Source organism: Citrobacter sp. wls706 (genome assembly GCF_005281305.1).
GTDB lineage: Bacteria > Pseudomonadota > Gammaproteobacteria > Enterobacterales > Enterobacteriaceae > Citrobacter > Citrobacter werkmanii.
The window spans coordinates 315,168-337,495 of the sequence record NZ_SZXG01000031.1; the positions used below are offsets into that span (position 1 = coordinate 315,168).

A 22,328-nucleotide genomic window follows, 5' to 3' on the forward strand; every position below is an offset into this window, starting at 1 on the left:
GCATCTGCGCTATCCGGTCAGTTATACCGCTTACTTATTTTGATAATCTTTCAGGATTTGGCGACCCGCGACGTAAATCATGATTTCATCGGTACCACCGCCAATCCGCTCACAGCGGACATCGCGCCAGAATCGGGATACGCGTGCTTCATCGGTGTAACCTAGTCCGCCCATGATCTGAATCGCGTCGTCAATCACTTCCATTGCCGTACGTGCGCAATACAGTTTTGCCAGTGCCGCACTGGTTCGCAGCGACTGTTCCTGATCGGCCTGCCAGGCGACCTTCAGCACCATATTGCGCATGTTTTCGATTTTTATTGCCATCAGCGCCAGTTTTTCCTGGATCATTTGGTTATGACCAATCGGCTTACCAAATGCGATGCGCTGGTTAGCGTAGCGGGCGGCATCTTCGAAGGCGCATTCGGCAAAGCCCGTGCTGCGCGCGGCGTTAATCAGGCGTTCCATTTCAAAGTTGTACATTACATTGAGGAAGCCCATGCCTTCTTCGCCGACCATATCGCTTTCGTCCACTTCAACGTTATCAAGATAGACTTCGCAGGTGCTTAACATGTGCCAGCCGATTTTATGCAGTGGGTTAACCTTAATGCCCGGTTTCTTAGAATCCACCCACCACAGCGTAAAGGCTTTCTTCGGATCTTTCGGCTCCGGGTCGCGAGCCAGGACCAGCATGTACGGATACTCTTTAGCGCCGGTGATAAATGTTTTTTGCCCGTTGAGATACACCTTGCCATTTTTGCGGGTGTAGCTGGTGGTGGCACTATTATTATCGGAGCCTGCTCCCGGTTCGGTTAATGCCAGCGCATACGCCGGATCGCCCGTTTCCATGGTGCTTTCTGCTGTTTTACGCAACTGCTCGGCGGAACCAAAACGTCGCATACTGTGGATGCACTGACCGTTGGTGATCAAAAATGCGGGCGCGCCACATTTTGACACTTCCATCAGCGCCAGCATCTGGGTGACGTAATCAGCCGGGATGCCGCCAAACTCTTCCGGAACGCCCAGCATCGAAATGCCGTTGTCCGCAAGGGCTCGCATAAATTCCTTCGGATAAGTCGCCGTCTGATCGCAGGTGCGGAAATACTCCTCCGGGAAATTGCTGGTAATCAGCTCGCGAATGCTGGCAAGCAACAGTTCTTGTTCTTCAGTTAATGAAAAGTCCATCAGGGTACTCCTTTTAATTGGCTGCGTCGGGTAATACAAAGCCCATCGAGGCATCGATAAATAATCTTTCGTCCATCAATTTCAGGTCTGGGGAAATAATCGGCGTGAAGTCCATTTTGTCGAGAATGTCTTCCTGCAAAGAGACTCCTGGCGCAATTTCAACTAAATGGAGGCCATCTTCTTTTAGCGTAAATACAGCGCGTTCGGTGATGTAGCGCACATCGAGACCACGCTCAAGGGCAATTTTCCCGCTGAACGTCACTTCAGGTAATTCGTTAACGAATTTTTTCACCCGACCTTCCTGCATGATATTTAACTTGCCATCGGCAACTTCCGTTTTCAAACTTCCGGCAGTTAACGTGCCGCAGAAAATAATTTTCTTGGAGGTGGCGCTAATATCGATAAAACCGCCGGTGCCCATAATTTTGCCATTGAATTTATGTACGCCGACGTTGCCGTGCCGATCCACTTCAGCAAAACTTAAATAACACACATCCAGCCCGCCGCCGTGGTAGAAGTCAAACTGGGAGGTCATATCCAGAATGGCGCGGGTGTTAACGTTGGCGCCAAAAGCGATGCCCTGAGACGTAATGCCGCCAATCGGGCCGGTTTCGACCGTCAGAATAAAATCGTCGGCACAACCTTCTTCGCGGGCGACAAGGCCAATCCCGTCGGCGATGCCCACGCCAACGTTGCCGACTGCGCCTTTACGCATTTCGAACAGCGCGCGTCTGGCCACCAGTTTACGCTGGTTAAGCGGCAGGGCAATTTGCTGGCTGTCATCAAGGACAAAATCGCCGGAAATAAAACGGTTAACCGGCGCGCCACCGTACAGTTGCGTTTGGTCGGGGTCGATGACCACAATATCGACCAGATAGCCCGGGATACGCACCGCTTTCGGATGCAAAGTGGCTTTCTTCACCATTTTTTGCACCTGCATCATGACGATCCCGCCGTTGTTGTGTACGGCCTGGGCAATCACCAGCGCATCGAGATACATCACTTCATCTTCAAAGGTGGCGTAGCCTTCGCTATCGCAGGTAGTCGCGCGAATAAAAGCGATGTTTGGCGCAATGGCTTTGTAATAGAGGTACTCTTTGTTATCGATTTCCACCACTTTGATCAGATCTTCGGTCGTCACCTCATTCAGTTTGCCGCCCTGCTGGCGAGGATCGACAAACGTACCGATACCGATGTCACTCAGAATGCCAGGCTGGTGGGCTGCTGATGCTCGCAGAGCTTGGGTCAATACGCCCTGAGGATAGTTATAGGCAGCGATTTTATTCTGCTCCGCCAGGTCGGAGATTCGTGGCGATTGCCCCCAGTGGCCGCAGAGCGCCCATTTGACTAAACCTTCCTGCGCCAGCGGGCTGATTCCGCGGTCGGCACGGTCACCCAATCCCGTTGGGCTAATTAATGATAAATTACGTGGTGATTGCGTGTTTTTGTATTTTTCTGCCAATGCATTAATTAATGTGGTTGCTTCAAGAATACCGCCACCTGCGCCTAATACACAAAGTGTTGCTTCATCAGGAATATAATTAATGGCTTCTGCTGCGGATAATACGGGTACCCGACCATCGATACGGTTTGGTCTCGGAAATTTCATATGAACTCCAGATTATATGCGTGCGACTACCTGTCGTTATAGTCGACAATAATATTGTGAGTTAATTTAATCAGGCTTAGCTGCCAGCCAGATATTCGTGGTTAAGCGAATATCTGGGGCAGGGCATTGCTAATCGTAATGTGGATATATTCTGTTATTAAGCCTGATGCAATATCGTTAATACAGTACGTAGATCGGCGACCGAAATTTGTCCCGGGGCAGACGCTTTTTTCACTGCTCCAAAGGTGGCTGCTGAACCGAAAACCTCGCCGGAGAGACGTGAAATCACCCCAGTTTTAGCCATCGACATGGTAATTATCGGCCGGTCCGCATAGCGCTCATGCATTTCCAGCGTAGCGCCCAACAATGTCAGCACATCCGTTTTATTTTGCGGCATCAGGGCGATTTTAGGAATATCCGCGCCAAGTTCCTGCATTTTACGCAGACGCTGGATGATCTCCTCCGCGGCTGGCGTCTTATGGAAATCATGATTCGACATAATCACGCTGACATTTTTCGCGTGGGCATGTTCGACGGTCGCTCTAACCTGCTCATCACCGGTGAAAAGTTCCAGGTCGATCATATCCACCAGACCGCTGTCTACTGCTGCACGGTTAAGTGCAATATAGCTTTCGACAGACAGTGCCTGTTCACCGCCTTCTTTGGCGCTGCGGAAAGTGAAAAGTAGCGGTTTGTCCGCTATCACATCGCGGATGGTGCGAGTCGCTTCCAGCACGGCATCTGTGGAAGAGACATCGCTGAAATGGTCAACGCGCCATTCCAGAATGTCGAAATCCGCTTCGCGATAGGCCAGCGCTTCGCTTTTTACCGTGGGGATGTCTTTACCCATCAGCGAGACAATGATCTTCGGCGCACCCTCGCCAATGACGAGGTTTCTTACGGTTACGGTTTTCATTGATTACCCTTTAAATATATTACAAATGCGTGCCCGTCAGGCTGCAAAACCCATAACCTGTTTCACATACTCCAGTGGGAAATCTTTCCCGGTCCAGAGTTTGAATTGTTCAGCCCCTTGCCATAACAACATGCCGTAACCATCAATTGTTTTGCAACCCGCAAGTTGCGCCTGTTGCAATAATTTGGTCATATGCGGATTATAAACGCATTCGGTTACCAGCAGGTCCGGGCGCAGCAGGGAAACGTCGGTCACGAGAGATTCGTTTTCCAGCGGCTTCATGCCGACTTTTGTGCCGTTGGTCAAAATATCCGCGCTGGCCAACGCGTCAGCAAAAGCCTGTCGATCGGCGAGATCGATAACGGTCACAACGCAATCGGTGTTTTCATTAACGCGTTTGGCGAATGCCTGCGCTTTAGCAAAGAACTCATCTTTACGGTTAAACAGCTTAATTTCTTTGATGCCTTCAATCGCCGCCTGCGCGCCAATAGCCGTAGACGCGCCACCTGCGCCCAACAGTACCATGGTTTTACCTTTAATATCGAAGCCGCTTTCTTTAATGGCGCGAATATGACCGGTACCATCAGTATTGTAACCGCGCAGGTAACCATCATCATTAACGATGGTATTAATCGCGCCGACCAGTTTGGCTGCAGGGGTCAATTCATCAACATATTCACAGGCCAGTTGCTTGTTGGGCATTGAAACCCCGGTGCCGCGCATTTTTAAGGCTTTTAAGCCGGCAATCGCGTTAGCAAACGTTGAGTTATCGACTTCAAATGCCATGTAGGTAAAAGGTAGTCCCGCTTTTTCTAATGCCTTGTTTTGCATTTCTGGTGACAGACTATGTCTGATAGGGTAGGCCATTAAACCAATCAGTTCATATTTAGCAGTTACGTCCATTTGATACTCCTTCTAAACAATTTATTGAAAATAACGCTCGCCCAACCGCACATCATTTTTGGGGATAGCAAATACGCGGTAGTAACGAATAAAGACGATGATGGCGGTGATGAAGGCCAGCAGAGCAAATGCAAAGTCCAGCAAAATGATGTACTGCAGGCCAATGTTAGAAAGGTATCCGGTGATTAGTGGGATAATAAAATTGGCTACGCCACCCATCATCATATAAACGCTGGTGACTTTGGCTTTACTCCTGGGGAAAAACTCTGACATCACTGAGACGCCAAGCTGTAAAATACCGCCAGCGGCAGAGAACCCAATCAGAAATGAACCGGCGTTACACACCAGCGGAGAGGGATATAAATAGATGACCGCTGCGGTGATGGTTGCCAGCCCGGCGTTAAACACATTTGCCCATATCGGTCGAACCATTTTCTTCAGCAGGGCGGCAAAAATAAATACGCAGACCAACGAACCCATACTGTAGTAAGAGATGGTTTTCAGGGCGTCGGCTTCCGCCATGCCGGCAAATGCCATTGCGTATTTCGGCATCCAGACCACGATGACGTAAAAGGTTGAAAACGCCGCGACACCAAACATCACGGAAGCGACACCTTCCAGCCAAACCAATGGTTTGCTGTGCATCTGTGGCAGCTCTTTGGCGATACCGGCATCCACCATCTGGCTGGGAAAGCGGCTTTTTAACAGCATCAGGGTGATAGCGACGAACAGTACTCCTGGAATAACGACCGCATAGCCGTACCAGATATGGTTGAGCAGCATGGTGCTGACGACAATGGGGTAGATCATCTGTCCGAACGAGACCATCGCTTTAACCAGGATAACCGCCGATCCTGATGCTTTGGGGAAGCATTCCATTAACGCCGGATAGCCGCCGGTATCCAGCGCCGAGTTAGCCACACCAACGCAAACGGCCAGAATAAAGGCAATCATCAGATTAGGACTAGCGGGAATGCCGAAGAAGAACAGCATATACAGAATAGCGCCTAGCAGGATAATCGCCTTGCGACCAAACTTATCTGAGAGCACCCCAAAGAATAAAATGCTCACCAGTCGTCCCAGACCAATGCCAGAAATTAAATAGGCAATCCCGGCATTGTCTGTGGAGAATTTTTCTGCGAGAGACGTCATATTTTGCGCCAGCGTAATGACGCTAATACCGTGTAGGAAATAACTTAAATAAATACAGGTTATCGCCAGAAGAAATGGCGTGTTAAAGGTCTTATTTTGAGACATTTTCACAACTCCTTGCGGATTTTAAAATTGTTCCGTACTTGTCGATATTTTTAAATTTCGGCGACCTTGTGATTAATATACCGTTCAGTAGTCATAGAACCTACATAGCATGGCGTTTAACTTACCAGGTATTTTGCATCGTAAACTGTGAATTTAATTCTTCCTGATGAATTTTTGCTGATATTTTAATAGTGCAGTCAATTATGTTGCAGAGGAGAGGAACAATATTGCATCTCCATTATTTTGCGACCGTCGCCATTTTTAGTTGATGCTTTAAGGCGCTGCGGCTGCGATAACCAATAAACAGAGCCAACAGAAAACCGACAGCGGCTATACCAGTATCAAACCACATGATATGAGCAATGCTGGTCTCTGAGATCCTGGCTGTAATCAGCGGAATGGTGAAAGTCGCAATGCTGCCTGCGCTGTAGTAAATGCCGGTCGCTTTACCCTTCGCATATGGAAAGCGTGCCGCCATCAGTGTTAAACCGATTTGCACCACGCCTCCGGCTGAAGAAAACCCAATGACAAACGCAAACGCGATAACCACGTAGGGTGTCGGATGCAGGCAAACTATCAGCAGCGCAATAAATGAAATAAATGTGTACAGCATCAACAACGATGTCGCGCGTTCCGCTTTGCGCGCCAGTGGCGCAGTAATCAATACACACAACAAAGAGCCGCAGGTGTAAATGCTTAACAATTTGATAGATAACGTATAGGACATGCCAGCGACAAACTGTCCGTACTGCGCCAGCCACTGGCTTACCAGATAAAATGTCGCCATGGCGATGTAGCCATACAGGGTGTAACTGGCAAGATCGAGAATCGAGCAACGATGTTCAGATTGGTGGATTTCCCGTTGAGCAGGTAATGCCCTGGTGGAGGTTTGACGCCCTGGATGCGTCGGGAAACGACAGCGAAACAAAAACACGCCGTTGAGTATCATAATGGCTGCCGCCAGCAGAAAGGACCAGCCAAACCAAAGCTCGGCCCACACCAACAAACTAATAATCATGGGAAGCAGAAACTGGCCGCTGGAGACGAAGGCTTTTATTAATATATTGGCTGTACTGGGTGAGCGGGGAAACGCCTCCATCAGGCTGGGATAGGTTCCGGCATCGAGAAAACTATTGGCCATTCCCGCCAGAAAGCCAAATGCATAGGCGATAAAAATGCTATGAGTATTGATGATGCCAACAAAGAAAATCAGGTAGCAGATCATGCCGAAAATAATAAACGGTCGGCGGCCATAGCGATCGGAGAGCATGCCTGCCATTAATAAGACACTTAAACGACCGATGCCCAGTGAGGAAATAACAATCGAGACACCCGCGGCATTGGTTTGCCACTGGTGTTCCAGTGAAGACATATTGAGGCTTATCAGGATGACCCCCATGCCGTGGACCAGGTAATTAAAGTACAGCCCTATCGCAGTGGAGAAATAGGTGTTTTTCATAATATGTTACTCAGCGAATAGGCTAAATCGGTATGGCGTTGTAACACTTAACACAAACGCTCGAGGTCGTGAGCATAGAGTTCAACAGCAGCCGATTGATAGATTTTCCAGTCGAGGAAATCGTTGTGATGATAAACCGCCTGAAATGAGTTCAGGTCGGGGAAAAAACGCATGGTGTTATTACCGATACGATTGTTTATTTTGTCGATAACTGCATTAATTCTTACTTTCCGCCTGGCTTTCATTTCTTGACAAATGTGTGCGATGTCCTCCGGGATTTCCTTTTCGCCATTTTCCCATTGCTGCCATACGACAACATTATTATCACGCGAGATATACATAGCGCTTTCCTCCACCGTCATAGCAAAAATATGGCGGATAGCCTGCAGTTCTAATGCGTTCATTATTTGATTACCTCATAAAAGACGGTGGAATAGTAATAACATTGCTGTGGATATTTCGGCTTGAAGAGAGTCACAGTATTTTGTGCAATATTATTTGTTGGATAGCGGGGAAGAGGTGCTGTGTTTTACAACCAGCCGAGTGGAGAGGCGTGTGAAGGACAAAAAAAAGCCCATCGTGGGAGATGGGCAAAGACTACACACAGCAATTCGTTGTTTCACTCAGGGGAATTCCATGCTTATAAATCAATGTGTTGATCTACAGCCTTGAGCTAATAGTAGGCATACAGATTTTTCGCGTCGATCAGATTCATCTCAATAGTTTAAAAACTGTAAAGAATTTGCGACATAAATGAGTGCTTCGGGGAGGGTACCGTTCGGTTTAACTCAGTACCAGGGTGAAATAGATTAACACTGCTAAACAATCAGGCGACAATGCCGCCTGACGTTGGGTTACTTGTTGCTTTCTATTTCGGCGAGGAGTTCATCTGGATCGCTCCCCGGCGCAGGAGCTTCATTTACCCAGGCTGAGAACAGACGCCAGGACACGGCCAGGACTACCGGGCCGATAAACAGACCAATCATGCCGAATGCGATTAATCCGCCGATGACTCCGGAAAGGATAAGGATCAGCGGCAAATCGGCCCCCATACGAATCAGCATTGGGCGAATGACGTTATCCAGCGTTCCAACTACGCCGCTCCACACCAGCAGTACGGTGCCCCAGGTTGAATCTCCGGTCCAGTACAGCCAGATAATGGCCGGGACCAGCACCGGTAGCGGCCCCAGTTGTACCAGGCAGGAGAGGATCATTAATACTGCCAGCAGCGTCGCATACGGCACGCCGGTTACCGCCAGACCAATGCCGCCGAGGACCGCCTGCACCAGAGCCGTAACCACAACACCTAACGCAACAGCACGAATGGCCTGCGCCGCCAGCAGAATGGCGGCATCACCGCGTTTGGATGCCAGACGACACGCGAAATGACGGATCCCTAACGCCACCTGCTCACCACGCCAGTACAGCAGGGCGCTGAACAGCAGCATCAGGCCACAATGCATCATAAAGCGGCCAATATGCGCAGCCTGACCGACAAACCAGGTGGTTGTGGCGCCAATATAAGGCCGAACTTTGGCCATAATGGCCGCGCCGCCCATATCCAGCAGGCTGTGCCATGCGCCATACATTTTGGCTCCCACCAACGGAATACTGTTCAACCACGCCAGATCCGGCAGCGTCATATCGCCAGCGGTGACGGCATGGATCAACGGTCCGCTGCCATCAACAATGCTATTAACCAGCAGCGCGATAGGAATGATGAACAACAGTACCAACAGCAGGGTCATTACCAGCACCGCCAGTGAACGGCGTCCCCACAGTAGTTTTTGCAAGCGTAACAGGATAGGCCAGGTTGCGATGACCACCGTACCCGCCCATGCAAAACCAAGGATAAAGGGCTGCACAATCCAGAGACAGGCCACAATCATGATGGCTAAAAACAGCACCGTTAGCAGCACTTGTGCAATATCCCTGGGCTGACGAAAATTTACCATAAATACTTTTCACCTTTGTCTTTGCGTCAGAACGTTGACGCGACGTGAACACTTAAATCACACCCTGTAATGATGAGCAATTTCAGCGGTTTTGAACAGGCGGATTCTGCCTGTAAATCTGCTGAGCGTATTAGAAAAAAATGTGATACAACAAGCAAAGCAACACGCAAACGATTAAATTCACAACACAGACCGCAGGAAAGGGTCACTATAATGATTCCACAAATTTCTCAGGCGCCAGGTGTCGTTCAACTGGTGCTCAATTTTTTGCAGGCGCTGGAGCAGCAAGGATTCACGGGCGATACGGCAACGAGCTATGCCGATCGGCTGACAATGTCGACGGATAACAGTATCTATCAGCTGCTTCCTGATGCTGTGGTTTTCCCGCGTTCAACGGCAGATGTGGCGCTGATCGCTCGTCTGGCGGCTGAACCTCTTTTTTCGTCGTTAATTTTTACCCCGCGCGGCGGCGGAACCGGCACGAACGGTCAGGCGCTGAATCAGGGCATTATTGTTGATATGTCCCGCTATATGAGTCGCATTATTGAAATCAACCCTCAGGAAGGTTGGGTGCGGGTCGAAGCTGGGGTAATCAAAGATCAGCTCAACCAGTTTCTGAAGCCTTATGGCTATTTCTTTGCCCCGGAATTATCCACCAGTAACCGGGCAACGCTGGGCGGGATGATCAATACCGACGCATCCGGACAAGGTTCGTTGGTTTACGGTAAAACCTCCGATCACGTGCTGGGTATCCGCGCGGTGCTGATGGGCGGCGATATTCTTGATACTCAGCCAATGCCGGTCGAACTCGCCCAAACGCTGGGCAAGAGCAATACCACTATTGGTCGCATCTATAAGACGGTGTATGAGCGGTGTCGTGAGAACCGGCAGCTTATTCTTGATAAATTCCCCAAACTCAATCGCTTCTTAACCGGTTACGATCTCCGGCACGTCTTCAACGACGAGATGACCGAGTTTGATTTAACCCGCATTCTTACCGGCTCTGAAGGTACGCTGGCGTTTATTACCGAAGCCCGCCTGGATATCACGCCGTTGCCCAAAGTCAGGCAGTTGGTCAACGTCAAGTATGATTCGTTTGATTCAGCATTGCGTAACGCCCCGGTCATGGTGGAGGCGCGCGCACTGTCGGTTGAAACCGTTGACTCCAAAGTGCTTAATCTGGCGCGGGAAGATATCGTCTGGCATTCGGTAAGTGAATTGATTACCGATGTGCCGGATAAAGAAATGTTGGGCCTGAATATCGTCGAATTTGCGGGTGACGATGAAGCATTGATCGATGCTCAGGTTAGTGCGCTGTGTGAACGTCTGGATGGGTTAATTGCCCGTCAGGAAGCCGGTGTCATTGGTTGGCAACTGTGTACTGAACTCGCGGGCGTGGAGCGTATTTACGCCATGCGTAAAAAAGCCGTTGGTTTGCTGGGGAATGCGAAAGGTGCCGCGAAGCCGATTCCGTTCGCCGAAGATACCTGCGTTCCGCCGGAGCATCTGGCGGACTATATTGCCGAGTTCCGTGCTCTGCTCGACAGCCACGGTCTGAGTTATGGCATGTTTGGTCACGTGGATGCCGGGGTGCTGCACGTCAGGCCGGCGCTGGATATGTGCGACCCGCAGCAGGAAGTGCTGATGAAACGCATTTCTGACGATGTTGTCGCGCTGACGGCAAAATATGGCGGTCTGCTGTGGGGCGAGCACGGGAAAGGTTTTCGTGCAGAATACAGTCCGGCGTTCTTCGGAGAGGAACTGTATCGCGAATTGCGCAAAGTGAAGTCGGTATTTGATCCGCAAAACCGACTGAACCCGGGGAAAATCTGTCCACCGGAAGACGTTGACGCGCCGATGATGAAAGTGGATGCCGTCAAGCGCGGGACTTACGACCGACAGATCCCACTGGCGGTGCGGCAAGAGTGGCGCGGGGCAATGGAGTGTAACGGCAACGGGTTATGCTTTAACTTTGATGCGAAAAGCCCCATGTGCCCGTCGATGAAAATCAGCCTCAACCGTATCCACTCGCCGAAAGGCCGTGCCACGCTGGTACGTGAATGGCTGCGTTTGTTGGCCGATCGCGGAATTGACCCAGTTCAGCTGGAAAAAGAGCTACCGGAAAAACGCGCCAGTTTACGCACGCTGATTGCCCGCACCCGCAATAGTTGGCATGCCCGCAAAGGCGAATACGATTTCTCGCATGAAGTTAAAGAGGCGATGTCTGGCTGTCTGGCGTGTAAAGCCTGTTCTACGCAGTGCCCCATTAAAATTGATGTACCGGAGTTCCGCTCGCGCTTCCTGCAACTGTATCACACGCGTTATCTGCGACCGTTGCGCGATCATATGGTGGCGACCGTCGAGAGCTATGCGCCGCTCATGGCGCGAGCCCCCAAAACGTTTAACTTTTTCATCAATCAGCCGCTGGTGCGTAATCTGGCTAAAAAGCACATCGGTATGGTGGATTTACCGTTGTTGTCTGCGCCGTCGCTGCAACGTCAGTTGGTTGGTCATCGTTCTGCCAACATGACGCTGGAGCAGCTCGAATTACTCAGCCCTGAGCAAAAAGCCCGCACGGTGCTGGTGGTACAGGATCCGTTCACCAGCTATTACGATGCGCAGGTGGTGGCTGATTTTATCCGTCTGGTAGAAAAACTGGGCTTACAGCCGGTACTGCTGCCGTTCTCGCCAAACGGCAAAGCGCAGCACATTAAAGGCTTTTTAAACCGTTTTGCCAAAACAGCGAAAAAGACATCCGAGTTTCTCAACCGGGTGGCGAAACTGAACATTCCGATGGTGGGCGTCGATCCGGCGCTGGTGCTCTGTTATCGCGATGAATACAAGTTGGCGCTCGGAGAACAGCGGGGGGATTTCCACGTATTGCTGGTCAACGAATGGTTATCAACCGTTGTGGCGTCACAGCAGCCAGTCGCTGTTGCCGGTGAGGCGTGGTATTTCTTTGGACATTGTACCGAAGTGACGGCCCTGCCGGGCGCGCCTGCGCAGTGGGCGGCTATTTTTGCCCGTTTTGGCGCCAGGCTGGAGAACGTCAGTGTAGGATGCTGCGGCATGGCTGGCACTTATGGGCACGAAGTTAAAAATCACCAGAACTCGCTGGGGATCTATGAGCTATCATGGCACCAGGCGTTGCAACGACTGCCGCGAAATCGGTGTCTGGCTACCGGATATTCCTGTCGTAGCCAGGTTAAACGCGTTGAAGGCACGGGCGTTCGCCATCCATTACAGGCACTGCTGGAGATTATAGGATGATCTGGAAACGTGAAGTCACTCTTGAGGCGCTAAATGCCATGGGTGAAGGAAATATGGTGGGGTTGCTCGACATTCGCTTTGAACATATTGGCGACGATACCCTGGAAGCCACTATGCCGGTGGACCATCGCACCAAACAACCTTTTGGTTTACTACATGGCGGTGCGTCGGTGGTGTTGGCGGAAAGCATCGGTTCGGTGGCTGGCTACCTGTGCACTCAGGGGGAGCAAAAAGTTGTGGGTCTTGAGGTTAATGCCAACCATGTTCGATCTGCGCGGGAAGGGCGTGTCAGAGGCGTGTGTAGCGCGATCCATACCGGCTCTCGCCATCAGGTATGGCAAATCGAAATCTTCGATGAGCAAGGGCGGTTGTGCTGCACATCGCGTCTGACGACCGCAATTTTGTGATGCATATTGCTTTTGGTCATTATCTGCACAGCGAATGGTGTTATACTGTGCAGGTTTTGAACACAAGCGAGGATGATATGTCTACCCAATTAGACCCGGCCCAACTGGCAATAGAGTTTTTACGTCGTGATAAAACCGATCTTTCACCAGCTCAGTACCTGAAAAGATTGAAACAACTTGAGCTGGAGTTTGCGGATTTATTGACGCTCTCTTCAACTGAACTGAAAGAAGAGATCTATTTTGCCTGGCGCATGGGCGTTCATTGATTCCGGTATGCTTATCGTAATGAAACCCCGACATGCGTTCGGGGTTATTTTTAGCGTTAAATCTTGTTTACCACTTCATCTCACCGGTATTAACCTTCGCACTTAGCTCCAGAGAGCTGGCATCCGCCAGACCTGGCCATGCCGCCGTCATGGTTTTAATCACGTAAGCTGATCCTTTATTCGCGCTTAACGCCTGCTCAAATGACTGCAAATAGTCCCGGGTGAAGCGAATCGCTTTATCGTCTGTCGGGCGTTCGCCAATGTAATGCCCCGGGACCACCTGAGCAGGCTGTAAGTTCTGCATCTCGCTTAACACATTGCGCCACGCGGAACGCTGTTCAGCAGACTGCGTATCCGCCGTCCACACATGAATACCCGAAGCCACGCCGGTACCACCAATGATTGCGCGGTTCGCAGGGATCCAGACATACGCCGCATAATCGTTGGGATGGCGTAGCTCCAGCGTTTCGCCATCAACTGTGAAATGCGTTTGTGTGGTGGCTTGCGGCACGGTGAGTGAGGTTGGCGCGCCGTCCTTCATTTGCGGCCCCCAGAACTGCAGTTTGGCCTCTTTCGTGGCGCGGATGTGCTCTACCACATGCGGTGTTGCCAGCACTTTTACCTGCGGGAAGGCGCTGACGATGGGCTGCAGACCAAAGTAGAAATCCGGGTCGCCGGAGGTGATTACGATGGCTTTAAGCGTTTTACCGCTGGCGTGAATCATCTGTACCAGTTGTTCGCCATCTTTGGTGCTGAACTGCGCGTCAAACAAAATCGCCTCTTTCGGTCCCGAAACCAGCGTCGAGGAGACCGGGAAAATAGCCTTATCCTGCGGGTTATAGACGTCCAGTTGTAACGGAGCGGCGAAGACAGAAGAGGAGAACAGAGGTAACAGCAAGGCCAGAGTTTTAACTTTCATACCAGGTAACCTTATGCAGGAAATTGTCTTTTGATAGTTCACGTATTTTAAGGAAATTTGCATCTGTTAGAATTCCTGTATCAGGGTATGCTGAGTTTCTTAAAACGATCGGATGGGTTGCTATGGACAGGGTGATGGCGGCAACGGTATTTAACCATATCTGTGATTTGGGTAGCTTAAGCGCCGCCGCGCGTGCGCTGGGGCTTTCCAGACCGATGGTGAGTCGTTACCTCGACGAAATGGAAAAATGGGCGGGGGCAAGGCTTATCCACCGGTCGTCGCGTCGCCTGACGATCACGCCAGCGGGAGAAGAGGCGTTAGTGAAAACGCGTTCTCTGGCGCAACTTTCACTGGATATTGCTGCCGCCAGTGCCGCGCAAATACCTTCTGGTACGCTACGTGTCGCGTGCGCGCATTATACCGCGATACATATTCTTGCTCCGGTTCTGCCAACGTTTATGGCGCGGTATCCGCAGCTGCGTATTGAAGTTGAGATCAATAATCAGCCGGTAAGTCTTGTTGGGGAACGCATCGATGTGGCGATCCGCATTACGGATAACCCCGAGCCAGGGACCATCGCCCGTCGATTGGGGGACTGTGAATCCGTGCTGTGTGCGTCTGTCGATTATCTGCACCAACATGGCACTCCTGATACTCTCGACGATCTTACGCAGCATAACTGCCTCTATTACAGCGGCTTTGCCGGAAAATCCTGGCACTTTCTCGATGCACAAGGGCAGACGGTTTCTGTTGCAATTAAAGGGAATTTGAGCGCCGGGATCTCTTCGCTGCTCTGTGAGTCGGCGCTGGCGGGTATGGGCATTGCGCTGGTACCGGAGCCGGAAGCGCGAGAAGGGTTGGCGCAGGGAAAGTTAGTTCGGTTACTGCCAGAGCTGCAGCCTAAACGCCTGCCAATATACGGGTTGTATCTTTCTCGTGAGCATCAGCCAGCTGGGTTACGCCTGTTGTTAGATGCAATTAGTGAAACTACGCGCTAATTATGTCCTTGACTGCGTTCAAAAAATAATCAAACCGCAATTTGTGTTAAACAAAACTTATCCGGGAGTGAGATTATTCTTATGCCCCTTCAAGAGCTAAGCCATTGCGAGTGCCGGAGATAAGCGCCGGATGGGGCCGGAACCCTTAAGCCTGCCAGCAAGCAGACTTAAGGGTTTTTTGTTATTTGCATGCTTTTTGAACCGTTTTCATCTCTGTAAAAACTCAGACCTATTCCTTAAATAGACATTATCTATACATCTTTTGATGTTTGACCTGCCTGAACGATTGGATTTTCATAATCCATTATTAATCAAAGCATTGAACAAAATAATCCATCTCTGATAACCCGCGCTGCAGGGTCTATGCTTATTAAAAGTAGCCAAAAAGGGCGATTAACCCGAATGCCCCTGCTGTTGAGGGGTTGAAGTGATAATCATTATCACTAACATGGTGTTATAGCTTGAAAGCTAATGACTCGAGGTAACCCTATGGAATTGCATTCAGGAACATTTAACCCAGACGATTTCGCATGGCGTGGTTTGACGTTAACACCGGCAGCTGCGGCGCACATCCGTGAACTGGTGGCAAAACAACCCGACATGTTGGGCGTGCGTTTAGGTGTGAAACAAACCGGATGCGCGGGATTCGGCTACGTGCTGGACACCGTCCGTGAGCCGGAAAAAGACGATCTGCTGTTTGAAACGGAAGGCGCCAGACTTTATGTGCCGTTACAGGCTATGCCGTTTATCGACGGGACGGAAGTCGATTTCGTTCGCGAAGGATTAAATCAGTTATTTAAATTTCATAACCCGAAAGCCCAGAACGAATGCGGCTGTGGCGAAAGTTTTGGGGTATAGGCGGTACTATGTCTCGTAATACTGAAGCAACTGATGATGTCAACACTTGGGCTGGCGGGCACCTCAATTATAAAGAGGGCTTCTTCACCCAACTGCAAACCGATGAGCTGGCAAAAGGGATCAATGAAGACGTTGTGCGCGCGATTTCGGCAAAACGTAATGAACCCGACTGGATGCTGGAGTTTCGCCTGAATGCCTTTAACGCTTGGCTCACCATGGAAGAGCCGCACTGGCTCAAAGCGCACTACGACAAGCTGAATTATCAGGATTACAGCTATTACTCTGCGCCGTCCTGTGGCAATTGTGATGAAACCTGTGCTTCTGAACCAGGGGCTGTTCAGCAAACGGGGGCGAATGCTTTTTTAAGCAAAGAGGTAGAAGACGCGTTTGCGCAGCTTGGCGTACCGGTCCGTGAAGGAAAAGAGGTAGCGGTTGATGCCATTTTTGACTCGGTGTCGGTGGCGACAACCTACCGTGACAAGCTGGCGGAACAGGGCATTATTTTCTGTTCGTTCGGCGAGGCGATTCATGACCATCCCGAGCTGGTGAAACAGTATCTGGGAACCGTCGTTCCGGGTAATGATAATTTCTTCGCCGCGCTAAATGCCGCAGTGGCATCTGATGGCACCTTTATTTATGTGCCGAAAGGCGTGCGTTGTCCCATGGAACTCTCGACCTACTTCCGGATTAATGCCGAAAAGACCGGGCAGTTTGAACGCACTATTCTGATTGCGGATGAGGGCAGCTACGTCAGTTATATCGAAGGTTGTTCAGCTCCGGTACGCGACAGCTACCAGCTGCATGCGGCGGTAGTGGAAGTCATCATCCACAAAGATGCTGAAGTGAAATACTCGACGGTGCAAAACTGGTTCCCCGGTGATGGTAATACCGGTGGCATTTTGAACTTTGTCACCAAGCGTGCGCTGTGCGAAGGCGAAAACAGCAAAATGTCGTGGACGCAATCGGAAACCGGCTCGGCCATTACCTGGAAATACCCAAGCTGCATCCTGCGCGGCGATAACTCCATCGGCGAATTCTACTCCGTCGCGCTGACCAGCGGACACCAGCAGGCCGATACCGGCACCAAGATGATCCACATTGGCAAGAACACCAAATCGACCATCATCTCGAAAGGGATCTCCGCCGGTCAGAGTCAGAACAGCTATCGCGGCCTGGTAAAAATCATGCCGACCGCCACCAACGCCCGTAACTATACCCAATGCGACTCCATGTTGATCGGGGCGGACTGCGGGGCGCATACCTTCCCGTATGTCGAGTGTCGCAACAACAGCGCCCAACTTGAGCACGAAGCCACGACATCGCGCATTGGTGAAGACCAGCTGTTTTACTGTCTGCAACGCGGCATCAGCGAAGAGGATGCCATTTCGATGATCGTCAACGGTTTCTGTAAAGACGTGTTCTCTGAACTGCCGCTGGAATTTGCCGTGGAAGCGCAAAAACTTCTCGCCATCAGCCTTGAACACAGCGTCGGTTAAAATTTAAGGAAAGCACATGTTAAGCATCAAAGATTTACAGGTCAGTGTCGAAGATAAGGCGATCCTGCGTGGGTTGAGCCTTGAGATTCGCCCAGGGGAAGTCCACGCCATTATGGGGCCGAACGGTTCCGGGAAAAGTACGCTGTCTGCCACGCTCGCCGGACGTGAAGACTACGAAGTCACTGGCGGAACGGTTGAATTTAATGGTAAGGATTTACTGGAACTGTCGCCAGAGGATCGGGCCGGTGAAGGGATCTTTATGGCATTTCAGTATCCGGTAGAAATTCCCGGCGTTAGTAATCAGTTTTTCCTGCAAATGGCGCTGAATGCGGTGCGCAGTTATCGTGGGGAGGAGTCGCTGGACAGGTTCGACTTCCAGGATCTGATGGAAGAAAAAATAGCGCTGCTGAAAATGCCGGAAGACTTACTGACGCGCTCGGTAAACGTCGGTTTCTCTGGCGGTGAGAAAAAGCGGAATGACATTCTGCAAATGGCGGTGCTGGAGCCTCAGCTGTGCATTCTTGATGAATCAGATTCCGGGCTGGATATTGATGCGCTGAAAATCGTCGCCGATGGCGTGAACTCGCTGCGCGACGGGAAACGTTCATTCATTATCGTCACTCACTATCAGCGCATCCTGGACTATATCAAACCCGATTATGTTCACGTTCTCTACCAGGGGCGAATTGTGAAGTCCGGCGATTTCACGCTGGTCAAACAACTGGAGGAGCAAGGATATGGCTGGCTTAGCGAACAGCAGTAACGTGCTGCAACAGTGGCACCATCTGTTTGAGACCCAAGGGGAGACCCGTTCGCACTATGCGCAACAGCATCTGCACCAGATGCTACGTCTGGGGCTGCCAACGCGTAAGCATGAGGACTGGAAATACACGCCGCTGGAGGGATTAACCAACAGCCGGTTCGTTAGCAATATCTCCGCAATAACGCCAGCCCAGTGTGACGCGTTAGCCCCGGCGATTGATGCGGTACGGTTGGTGTTTGTCGACGGGCAATTTTGTCCAACACTCAGCGACAGCGTGGAAGGTAGCGGCTTTGATATTACCGTTAATGATGAGCGTCAGATGTTGCCTGCGGCTATCCAGCCGGAAGTATTCCTGCACCTGACCGAAAGCCTGTCCCGCAGCGTAACGCACATTTTTGTCAAGCGTAACCAGCGACCAGCGAAACCGCTGCTGTTGCTGCACATTACCCAGGGACTGACGGGCGATGAGGTAAATACGGCGCACTATCGCCACCATCTGGAGCTGGCGGAAGGCGCAGAAGCCACCGTTATTGAGCATTATGTCAGTCTCAGCGAGTTTCGTCATTTTACCGGTGCGCGCTTAACGATGAACGTCGCGGCGAATGCGCATTTGCACCACATTAAACTGGCGTTTGAGAATCCACTCAGCCACCACTTTGCCCATAATGATATTCAGTTAAGTGCAGATGCCTCGGCGGTCAGCCAAAGTTTCTTGCTGGGTGATGCAGTGTTACGCCATAACACCAGTACCCAGCTTAATGGCGAAAATACTACGCTGCGCCTTAACAGCCTGGCGATGCCGGTGAAAAATGAAGTCTGCGATACCCGAACCTGGCTTGCGCACAACAAAGGTTATTGCAACAGCCGCCAGTTGCATAAAACGATTGTCAGCGATAAGGGGCGGGCGGTGTTCAATGGCCTGATCAACGTCGCTCAACACGCTATTAAAACCGACGGTCAGATGACCAACAATAATTTACTGCTCGGAAAACTGGCGGAAGTGGACACCAAACCACAGCTTGAAATTTACGCCGATGACGTGAAATGCAGTCACGGGGCGACGGTAGGGCGGATTGACGACGAACAAATGTTCTACCTGCGTTCGCGCGGGATCGGTCAGCAGGATGCTCAACAGATGATTCTCTATGCGTTTGCCGCTGAGCTAACGGAAGCCCTGCGCGACGAAACGCTGAAACAACTGGTACTGGCGCGGATCGCTCACCGCTTGCCGGGAGGCGTAGCATGACATTTCCCATTGAAAAAGTGCGGGCTGATTTTCCGGTCCTGACGCGTGAAGTGAACGGTTTACCGCTGGCTTATCTGGACAGCGCCGCCAGCGCGCAAAAGCCTAATCAGGTGATTGATGCCGAAGCCGAGTTTTATCGTCACGGCTATGCGGCGGTTCACCGTGGTATCCATACGCTAAGCGCGCAGGCCACGGAAAAAATGGAGAATGTGCGCAAGCTCGCCTCGCTGTTTATTAACGCCCGCTCGGCTGAAGAGCTGGTGTTCGTTCGCGGTACCACGGAAGGCATTAACCTGGTGGCGAACAGTTGGGGCAACAGTAATGTCAGGGCTGGCGATAACATCATCATCAGCGAAATGGAGCACCATGCCAATATTGTTCCCTGGCAAATGCTGTGCGCCCGCGTGGGCGCAGAACTGCGGGTCATTCCGCTTAATGCCGATGGCACGTTGCAACTGGAAGTGTTGCCTGCGCTGTTCGATGAGCGTACGCAACTGCTGGCAATTACCCACGTTTCAAACGTACTGGGTACCGAAAACCCGCTGGGTGAGATGATTGCGCTGGCGCATCAATACGGCGCAAAAGTGCTGGTGGATGGCGCACAGGCGGTTATGCATCATCAAGTGGATGTCCAGGCGATGGATTGCGACTTTTATGTTTTCTCCGGACACAAGCTCTACGGGCCAACCGGTATTGGCGTTCTGTATGCCAGAGAGTCGCTGCTGCAGGAAATGCCGCCATGGGAAGGCGGCGGTTCGATGATTGCGACCGTGAGCCTGAGCCAGGGAACCACGTGGGCCAAAGCGCCGTGGCGTTTTGAAGCCGGAACACCTAACACCGGGGGAATTATCGGGCTTGGTGCCGCTATTGAGTATGTTTCAGCGCTGGGGCTTACTGAAATCAGCGAATATGAACAGTTCATGATGCGCTATGCGTTGGAACAGCTGGCGGATGTGCCGGATTTGACGCTTTACGGACCGGATAACCGCCTGGGGGTGATTGCCTTTAACCTCGGCAAACATCACGCCTATGACGTCGGGAGTTTTCTCGATAACTATGGGATCGCCGTGCGGACGGGGCATCACTGCGCTATGCCACTGATGGCCTACTATAACGTTCCCGCCATGTGTCGGGCGTCGATTGCCATGTACAACACCCATGAAGAAGTGGATCGCCTGGTGACAGGTCTCAAGCGTATTCATCACTTACTGGGATAACAGGGAGGCGTTATGGCTGCGCTACCGGATAAAGAAAAGTTGTTGCGTAATTTTCTGCGTTGCGCTAATTGGGAAGAGAAATACCTGTACATCATTGAACTGGGTCAGCGTTTGCCGGAATTAAACGCCGATGAACACTGCCCCGAAAATAGCATTCAGGGATGTCAAAGTCAGGTATGGATCGTAATGCGTCAGAATGCTGAAGGGATTATTGAACTACAGGGCGACAGCGATGCGGCAATTGTGAAAGGGCTTATCGCCGTGGTCTTCATTCTGTATGACCGTATGACGGCCCAGGATATTGTGAATTTTGATGTGCGTCCGTGGTTTGAAAAAATGGCGCTCGCACAGCATCTCACACCATCTCGTTCACAGGGGCTGGAGGCAATGATTCGGGCTATCCGCGCCAAAGCCGCAACTCTTAGCTAAACTGATAAAACACGTCAACGTTCAGACCGACTTGAAAACGTCGTGTAAGGCAACGCTGTGACTCGTAAGCCGGATCTGGCGCTCGCCGCCGTCCGGCAGGAACGCCAGGGGGGTGAGTGAGTATGAAACGCGCGTCTGTTATTACCTTAATGCTAATCGGCGCTTACAGCGCTATTCAGGCCGCATGGGCGGTCGATTATCCGTTGCCCCAGGCGAACAGCCGTCTTGTTGGGCAAAATCAAACTTACACCGTGCAGGAAGGCGATAAAAACCTACAGGCGATTGCCCGTAAGTTTGATACCGCCGCAATGCTGATCCTCGAAGCGAATAATACTATTGCCCCTGTTCCCAAACCCGGAACCCTGATTACTATTCCCTCGCAGCTACTGCTGCCCGATGCGCCACGCGAAGGTATTATTGTGAACCTGGCGGAGCTACGTCTGTATTACTACCCGCCGGGAGAGAATATCGTTCAGGTATTCCCGATCGGTATTGGTTTACAGGGACTGGAAACTCCGGTGATGGAAACCCGAGTAGGGCAAAAAATACCGAATCCAACCTGGACCCCTACAGCAGGCATCCGTAAACGCTCTCTGGAGCGCGGCATCACATTGCCTCCGGTTGTGCCAGCCGGGCCAAATAACCCGTTAGGACGCTTTGCATTGCGTCTGGCGCATGGAAACGGTGAATACCTGATCCATGGCACCAGCGCGCCGGACAGCGTCGGCCTGCGAGTGAGCTCGGGATGTATTCGCATGAACGCGCCGGACATCAAGGCATTGTTTGCTCAGGTTCGAACAGGAACGCCGGTCAGGGTGATTAATGAGCCGATAAAATATTCGATTGAGCCGAACGGCATGCGCTATGTCGAGGTGCATCGGCCGTTGTCGCCCGAAGAGGAACAAAACGTCCAGACTATGCCGTATGTGCTACCAGCTGGTTTTACCCAGTTTAAAGATAACAAAGCGGTGGATAACAACCTGGTGGAACGCGCGTTGTATCGTCGCGCGGGTTATCCGGTCACTGTGACGGCCGGGCAAGCATCGGTTGTTACCAGCGGGAGTGACGTGAAGTCTGCGCAGAATGGTGTGCCGGGAGAGAATGCAGAGGTACGCGCTACGCAATAACAGGGAACGAGAAATTCAGAGCAAAAAAAATGGCGCACAATGTGCGCCATT

The 22,328-nt window shown here is 51.3% G+C and carries 20 protein-coding genes and 1 other RNA gene; 11 read left to right on the top strand and 10 right to left on the bottom strand.

The window, feature by feature from the left end:
* Positions 1 to 30: 30 nt before the first annotated feature.
* The 9 genes from FDW92_RS12150 to ydiK form a co-directional block, all read right to left on the bottom strand.
* Complete coding sequence (locus FDW92_RS12150) at positions 31 to 1,182, bottom strand: acyl-CoA dehydrogenase (protein WP_038640230.1); 1,152 nt, start codon at positions 1,180 to 1,182, stop codon at positions 31 to 33.
* Between the two features lie 13 nt (positions 1,183 to 1,195).
* Positions 1,196 to 2,791, bottom strand: coding sequence for an acyl CoA:acetate/3-ketoacid CoA transferase (locus FDW92_RS12155; RefSeq protein ID WP_042308778.1), 1,596 nt, complete (start codon positions 2,789 to 2,791; stop codon positions 1,196 to 1,198).
* A gap of 157 nt (positions 2,792 to 2,948) precedes the next feature.
* Positions 2,949 to 3,707 carry a type I 3-dehydroquinate dehydratase gene (gene aroD / locus FDW92_RS12160; RefSeq protein WP_042308777.1) on the bottom strand — a complete coding sequence of 253 codons (759 nt, stop codon included), beginning with the start codon at positions 3,705 to 3,707 and terminating at the stop codon, positions 2,949 to 2,951.
* A gap of 36 nt (positions 3,708 to 3,743) precedes the next feature.
* Positions 3,744 to 4,610, bottom strand: coding sequence for a quinate/shikimate dehydrogenase (gene ydiB, locus FDW92_RS12165; protein WP_042308776.1), 867 nt, complete (start codon positions 4,608 to 4,610; stop codon positions 3,744 to 3,746).
* Positions 4,611 to 4,631: 21 nt separating this feature from the next.
* Positions 4,632 to 5,867 (bottom strand): MFS transporter, encoded by a 1,236-nt coding sequence (locus tag FDW92_RS12170; protein ID WP_042308775.1) that lies wholly within the window; start codon positions 5,865 to 5,867, stop codon positions 4,632 to 4,634.
* Between the two features lie 238 nt (positions 5,868 to 6,105).
* Positions 6,106 to 7,326, bottom strand: a complete 1,221-nt coding sequence (locus tag FDW92_RS12175) for an MFS transporter (RefSeq protein WP_042308774.1) — start codon at positions 7,324 to 7,326, stop codon at positions 6,106 to 6,108.
* Positions 7,327 to 7,373: 47 nt separating this feature from the next.
* Positions 7,374 to 7,730: a YdiL family protein gene (locus tag FDW92_RS12180; protein ID WP_042308773.1), complete on the bottom strand. Its 357-nt coding sequence runs from the start codon at positions 7,728 to 7,730 to the stop codon at positions 7,374 to 7,376.
* Between the two features lie 158 nt (positions 7,731 to 7,888).
* Positions 7,889 to 7,996: antisense sRNA RprA (gene rprA, locus FDW92_RS12185), an RNA gene on the bottom strand.
* Positions 7,997 to 8,180: 184 nt separating this feature from the next.
* A complete protein-coding gene (gene ydiK, locus FDW92_RS12190) occupies positions 8,181 to 9,281 on the bottom strand; it encodes an AI-2E family transporter YdiK (protein WP_042308772.1) in 1,101 nt (366 codons plus the stop codon).
* 213 nt (positions 9,282 to 9,494) lie between these two features.
* On the opposite strand from ydiK, the gene FDW92_RS12195 reads away from it, so the two are divergent.
* The 3 genes from FDW92_RS12195 (at position 9,495) to FDW92_RS12205 (ending at position 13,224) form a co-directional block, all read left to right on the top strand.
* Positions 9,495 to 12,551 carry an FAD-binding and (Fe-S)-binding domain-containing protein gene (locus FDW92_RS12195; protein WP_042308770.1) on the top strand — a complete coding sequence of 1,019 codons (3,057 nt, stop codon included), beginning with the start codon at positions 9,495 to 9,497 and terminating at the stop codon, positions 12,549 to 12,551.
* Positions 12,548 to 12,958, top strand: coding sequence for a 1,4-dihydroxy-2-naphthoyl-CoA hydrolase (menI, locus tag FDW92_RS12200; RefSeq protein ID WP_042308766.1), 411 nt, complete (start codon positions 12,548 to 12,550; stop codon positions 12,956 to 12,958). The genes FDW92_RS12195 and menI overlap by 4 nt, the downstream gene beginning before the upstream one ends.
* A gap of 77 nt (positions 12,959 to 13,035) precedes the next feature.
* Positions 13,036 to 13,224 carry a YdiH family protein gene (locus FDW92_RS12205; protein ID WP_029139522.1) on the top strand — a complete coding sequence of 63 codons (189 nt, stop codon included), beginning with the start codon at positions 13,036 to 13,038 and terminating at the stop codon, positions 13,222 to 13,224.
* A 67-nt stretch (positions 13,225 to 13,291) separates the two neighbouring features.
* Here the strand turns inward: FDW92_RS12205 and FDW92_RS12210 are convergent, their stop codons facing one another.
* Complete coding sequence (locus FDW92_RS12210) at positions 13,292 to 14,143, bottom strand: Vmh family MBL fold metallo-hydrolase (protein ID WP_042308764.1); 852 nt, start codon at positions 14,141 to 14,143, stop codon at positions 13,292 to 13,294.
* Positions 14,144 to 14,265: 122 nt separating this feature from the next.
* On the opposite strand from FDW92_RS12210, the gene FDW92_RS12215 reads away from it, so the two are divergent.
* The 8 genes from FDW92_RS12215 to FDW92_RS12250 all read left to right on the top strand — a co-directional run bounded on the left by FDW92_RS12215 (position 14,266) and on the right by FDW92_RS12250 (position 22,277).
* Positions 14,266 to 15,141, top strand: a complete 876-nt coding sequence (locus tag FDW92_RS12215) for a LysR family transcriptional regulator (protein WP_042308762.1) — start codon at positions 14,266 to 14,268, stop codon at positions 15,139 to 15,141.
* Positions 15,142 to 15,630: 489 nt separating this feature from the next.
* Positions 15,631 to 15,999: a Fe-S cluster assembly scaffold SufA gene (sufA, locus tag FDW92_RS12220; RefSeq protein WP_042308760.1), complete on the top strand. Its 369-nt coding sequence runs from the start codon at positions 15,631 to 15,633 to the stop codon at positions 15,997 to 15,999.
* A gap of 8 nt (positions 16,000 to 16,007) precedes the next feature.
* Entirely contained in the window at positions 16,008 to 17,495 is a 1,488-nt protein-coding gene (gene sufB, locus FDW92_RS12225; RefSeq protein ID WP_038640262.1) for a Fe-S cluster assembly protein SufB, read from the top strand.
* A gap of 16 nt (positions 17,496 to 17,511) precedes the next feature.
* Entirely contained in the window at positions 17,512 to 18,258 is a 747-nt protein-coding gene (gene sufC / locus FDW92_RS12230) for a Fe-S cluster assembly ATPase SufC (RefSeq protein WP_042308758.1), read from the top strand.
* Complete coding sequence (gene sufD, locus FDW92_RS12235) at positions 18,233 to 19,504, top strand: Fe-S cluster assembly protein SufD (protein ID WP_042308757.1); 1,272 nt, start codon at positions 18,233 to 18,235, stop codon at positions 19,502 to 19,504. Before sufC ends, sufD begins: the two co-directional genes overlap by 26 nt.
* Positions 19,501 to 20,721, top strand: a complete 1,221-nt coding sequence (gene sufS, locus FDW92_RS12240; protein WP_042308755.1) for a cysteine desulfurase SufS — start codon at positions 19,501 to 19,503, stop codon at positions 20,719 to 20,721. The genes sufD and sufS overlap by 4 nt, the downstream gene beginning before the upstream one ends.
* Positions 20,722 to 20,733: 12 nt before the next feature.
* Positions 20,734 to 21,150, top strand: a complete 417-nt coding sequence (gene sufE, locus FDW92_RS12245; protein ID WP_042308753.1) for a cysteine desulfuration protein SufE — start codon at positions 20,734 to 20,736, stop codon at positions 21,148 to 21,150.
* A 122-nt stretch (positions 21,151 to 21,272) separates the two neighbouring features.
* A complete protein-coding gene (locus tag FDW92_RS12250) occupies positions 21,273 to 22,277 on the top strand; it encodes a L,D-transpeptidase family protein (protein ID WP_042308751.1) in 1,005 nt (334 codons plus the stop codon).
* Positions 22,278 to 22,328: the final 51 nt, after the last annotated feature.

What these genes read in the sequence shown, in the direction of transcription:
- FDW92_RS12150 (WP_038640230.1), bottom strand. Translation starts at nt 1,182, where the DNA reads ATGGACTTTTCATTAACTGAAGAACAAGAACTGTTGCTTGCCAGCATT.
- FDW92_RS12155 (WP_042308778.1), bottom strand. Translation starts at nt 2,791, where the DNA reads ATGAAATTTCCGAGACCAAACCGTATCGATGGTCGGGTACCCGTATTA.
- aroD (WP_042308777.1), bottom strand. Translation starts at nt 3,707, where the DNA reads ATGAAAACCGTAACCGTAAGAAACCTCGTCATTGGCGAGGGTGCGCCG.
- ydiB (WP_042308776.1), bottom strand. Translation starts at nt 4,610, where the DNA reads ATGGACGTAACTGCTAAATATGAACTGATTGGTTTAATGGCCTACCCT.
- FDW92_RS12170 (WP_042308775.1), bottom strand. Translation starts at nt 5,867, where the DNA reads ATGTCTCAAAATAAGACCTTTAACACGCCATTTCTTCTGGCGATAACC.
- FDW92_RS12175 (WP_042308774.1), bottom strand. Translation starts at nt 7,326, where the DNA reads ATGAAAAACACCTATTTCTCCACTGCGATAGGGCTGTACTTTAATTAC.
- FDW92_RS12180 (WP_042308773.1), bottom strand. Translation starts at nt 7,730, where the DNA reads ATGAACGCATTAGAACTGCAGGCTATCCGCCATATTTTTGCTATGACG.
- ydiK (WP_042308772.1), bottom strand. Translation starts at nt 9,281, where the DNA reads ATGGTAAATTTTCGTCAGCCCAGGGATATTGCACAAGTGCTGCTAACG.
- FDW92_RS12195 (WP_042308770.1), top strand. Translation starts at nt 9,495, where the DNA reads ATGATTCCACAAATTTCTCAGGCGCCAGGTGTCGTTCAACTGGTGCTC.
- menI (WP_042308766.1), top strand. Translation starts at nt 12,548, where the DNA reads ATGATCTGGAAACGTGAAGTCACTCTTGAGGCGCTAAATGCCATGGGT.
- FDW92_RS12205 (WP_029139522.1), top strand. Translation starts at nt 13,036, where the DNA reads ATGTCTACCCAATTAGACCCGGCCCAACTGGCAATAGAGTTTTTACGT.
- FDW92_RS12210 (WP_042308764.1), bottom strand. Translation starts at nt 14,143, where the DNA reads ATGAAAGTTAAAACTCTGGCCTTGCTGTTACCTCTGTTCTCCTCTTCT.
- FDW92_RS12215 (WP_042308762.1), top strand. Translation starts at nt 14,266, where the DNA reads ATGGACAGGGTGATGGCGGCAACGGTATTTAACCATATCTGTGATTTG.
- sufA (WP_042308760.1), top strand. Translation starts at nt 15,631, where the DNA reads ATGGAATTGCATTCAGGAACATTTAACCCAGACGATTTCGCATGGCGT.
- sufB (WP_038640262.1), top strand. Translation starts at nt 16,008, where the DNA reads ATGTCTCGTAATACTGAAGCAACTGATGATGTCAACACTTGGGCTGGC.
- sufC (WP_042308758.1), top strand. Translation starts at nt 17,512, where the DNA reads ATGTTAAGCATCAAAGATTTACAGGTCAGTGTCGAAGATAAGGCGATC.
- sufD (WP_042308757.1), top strand. Translation starts at nt 18,233, where the DNA reads ATGGCTGGCTTAGCGAACAGCAGTAACGTGCTGCAACAGTGGCACCAT.
- sufS (WP_042308755.1), top strand. Translation starts at nt 19,501, where the DNA reads ATGACATTTCCCATTGAAAAAGTGCGGGCTGATTTTCCGGTCCTGACG.
- sufE (WP_042308753.1), top strand. Translation starts at nt 20,734, where the DNA reads ATGGCTGCGCTACCGGATAAAGAAAAGTTGTTGCGTAATTTTCTGCGT.
- FDW92_RS12250 (WP_042308751.1), top strand. Translation starts at nt 21,273, where the DNA reads ATGAAACGCGCGTCTGTTATTACCTTAATGCTAATCGGCGCTTACAGC.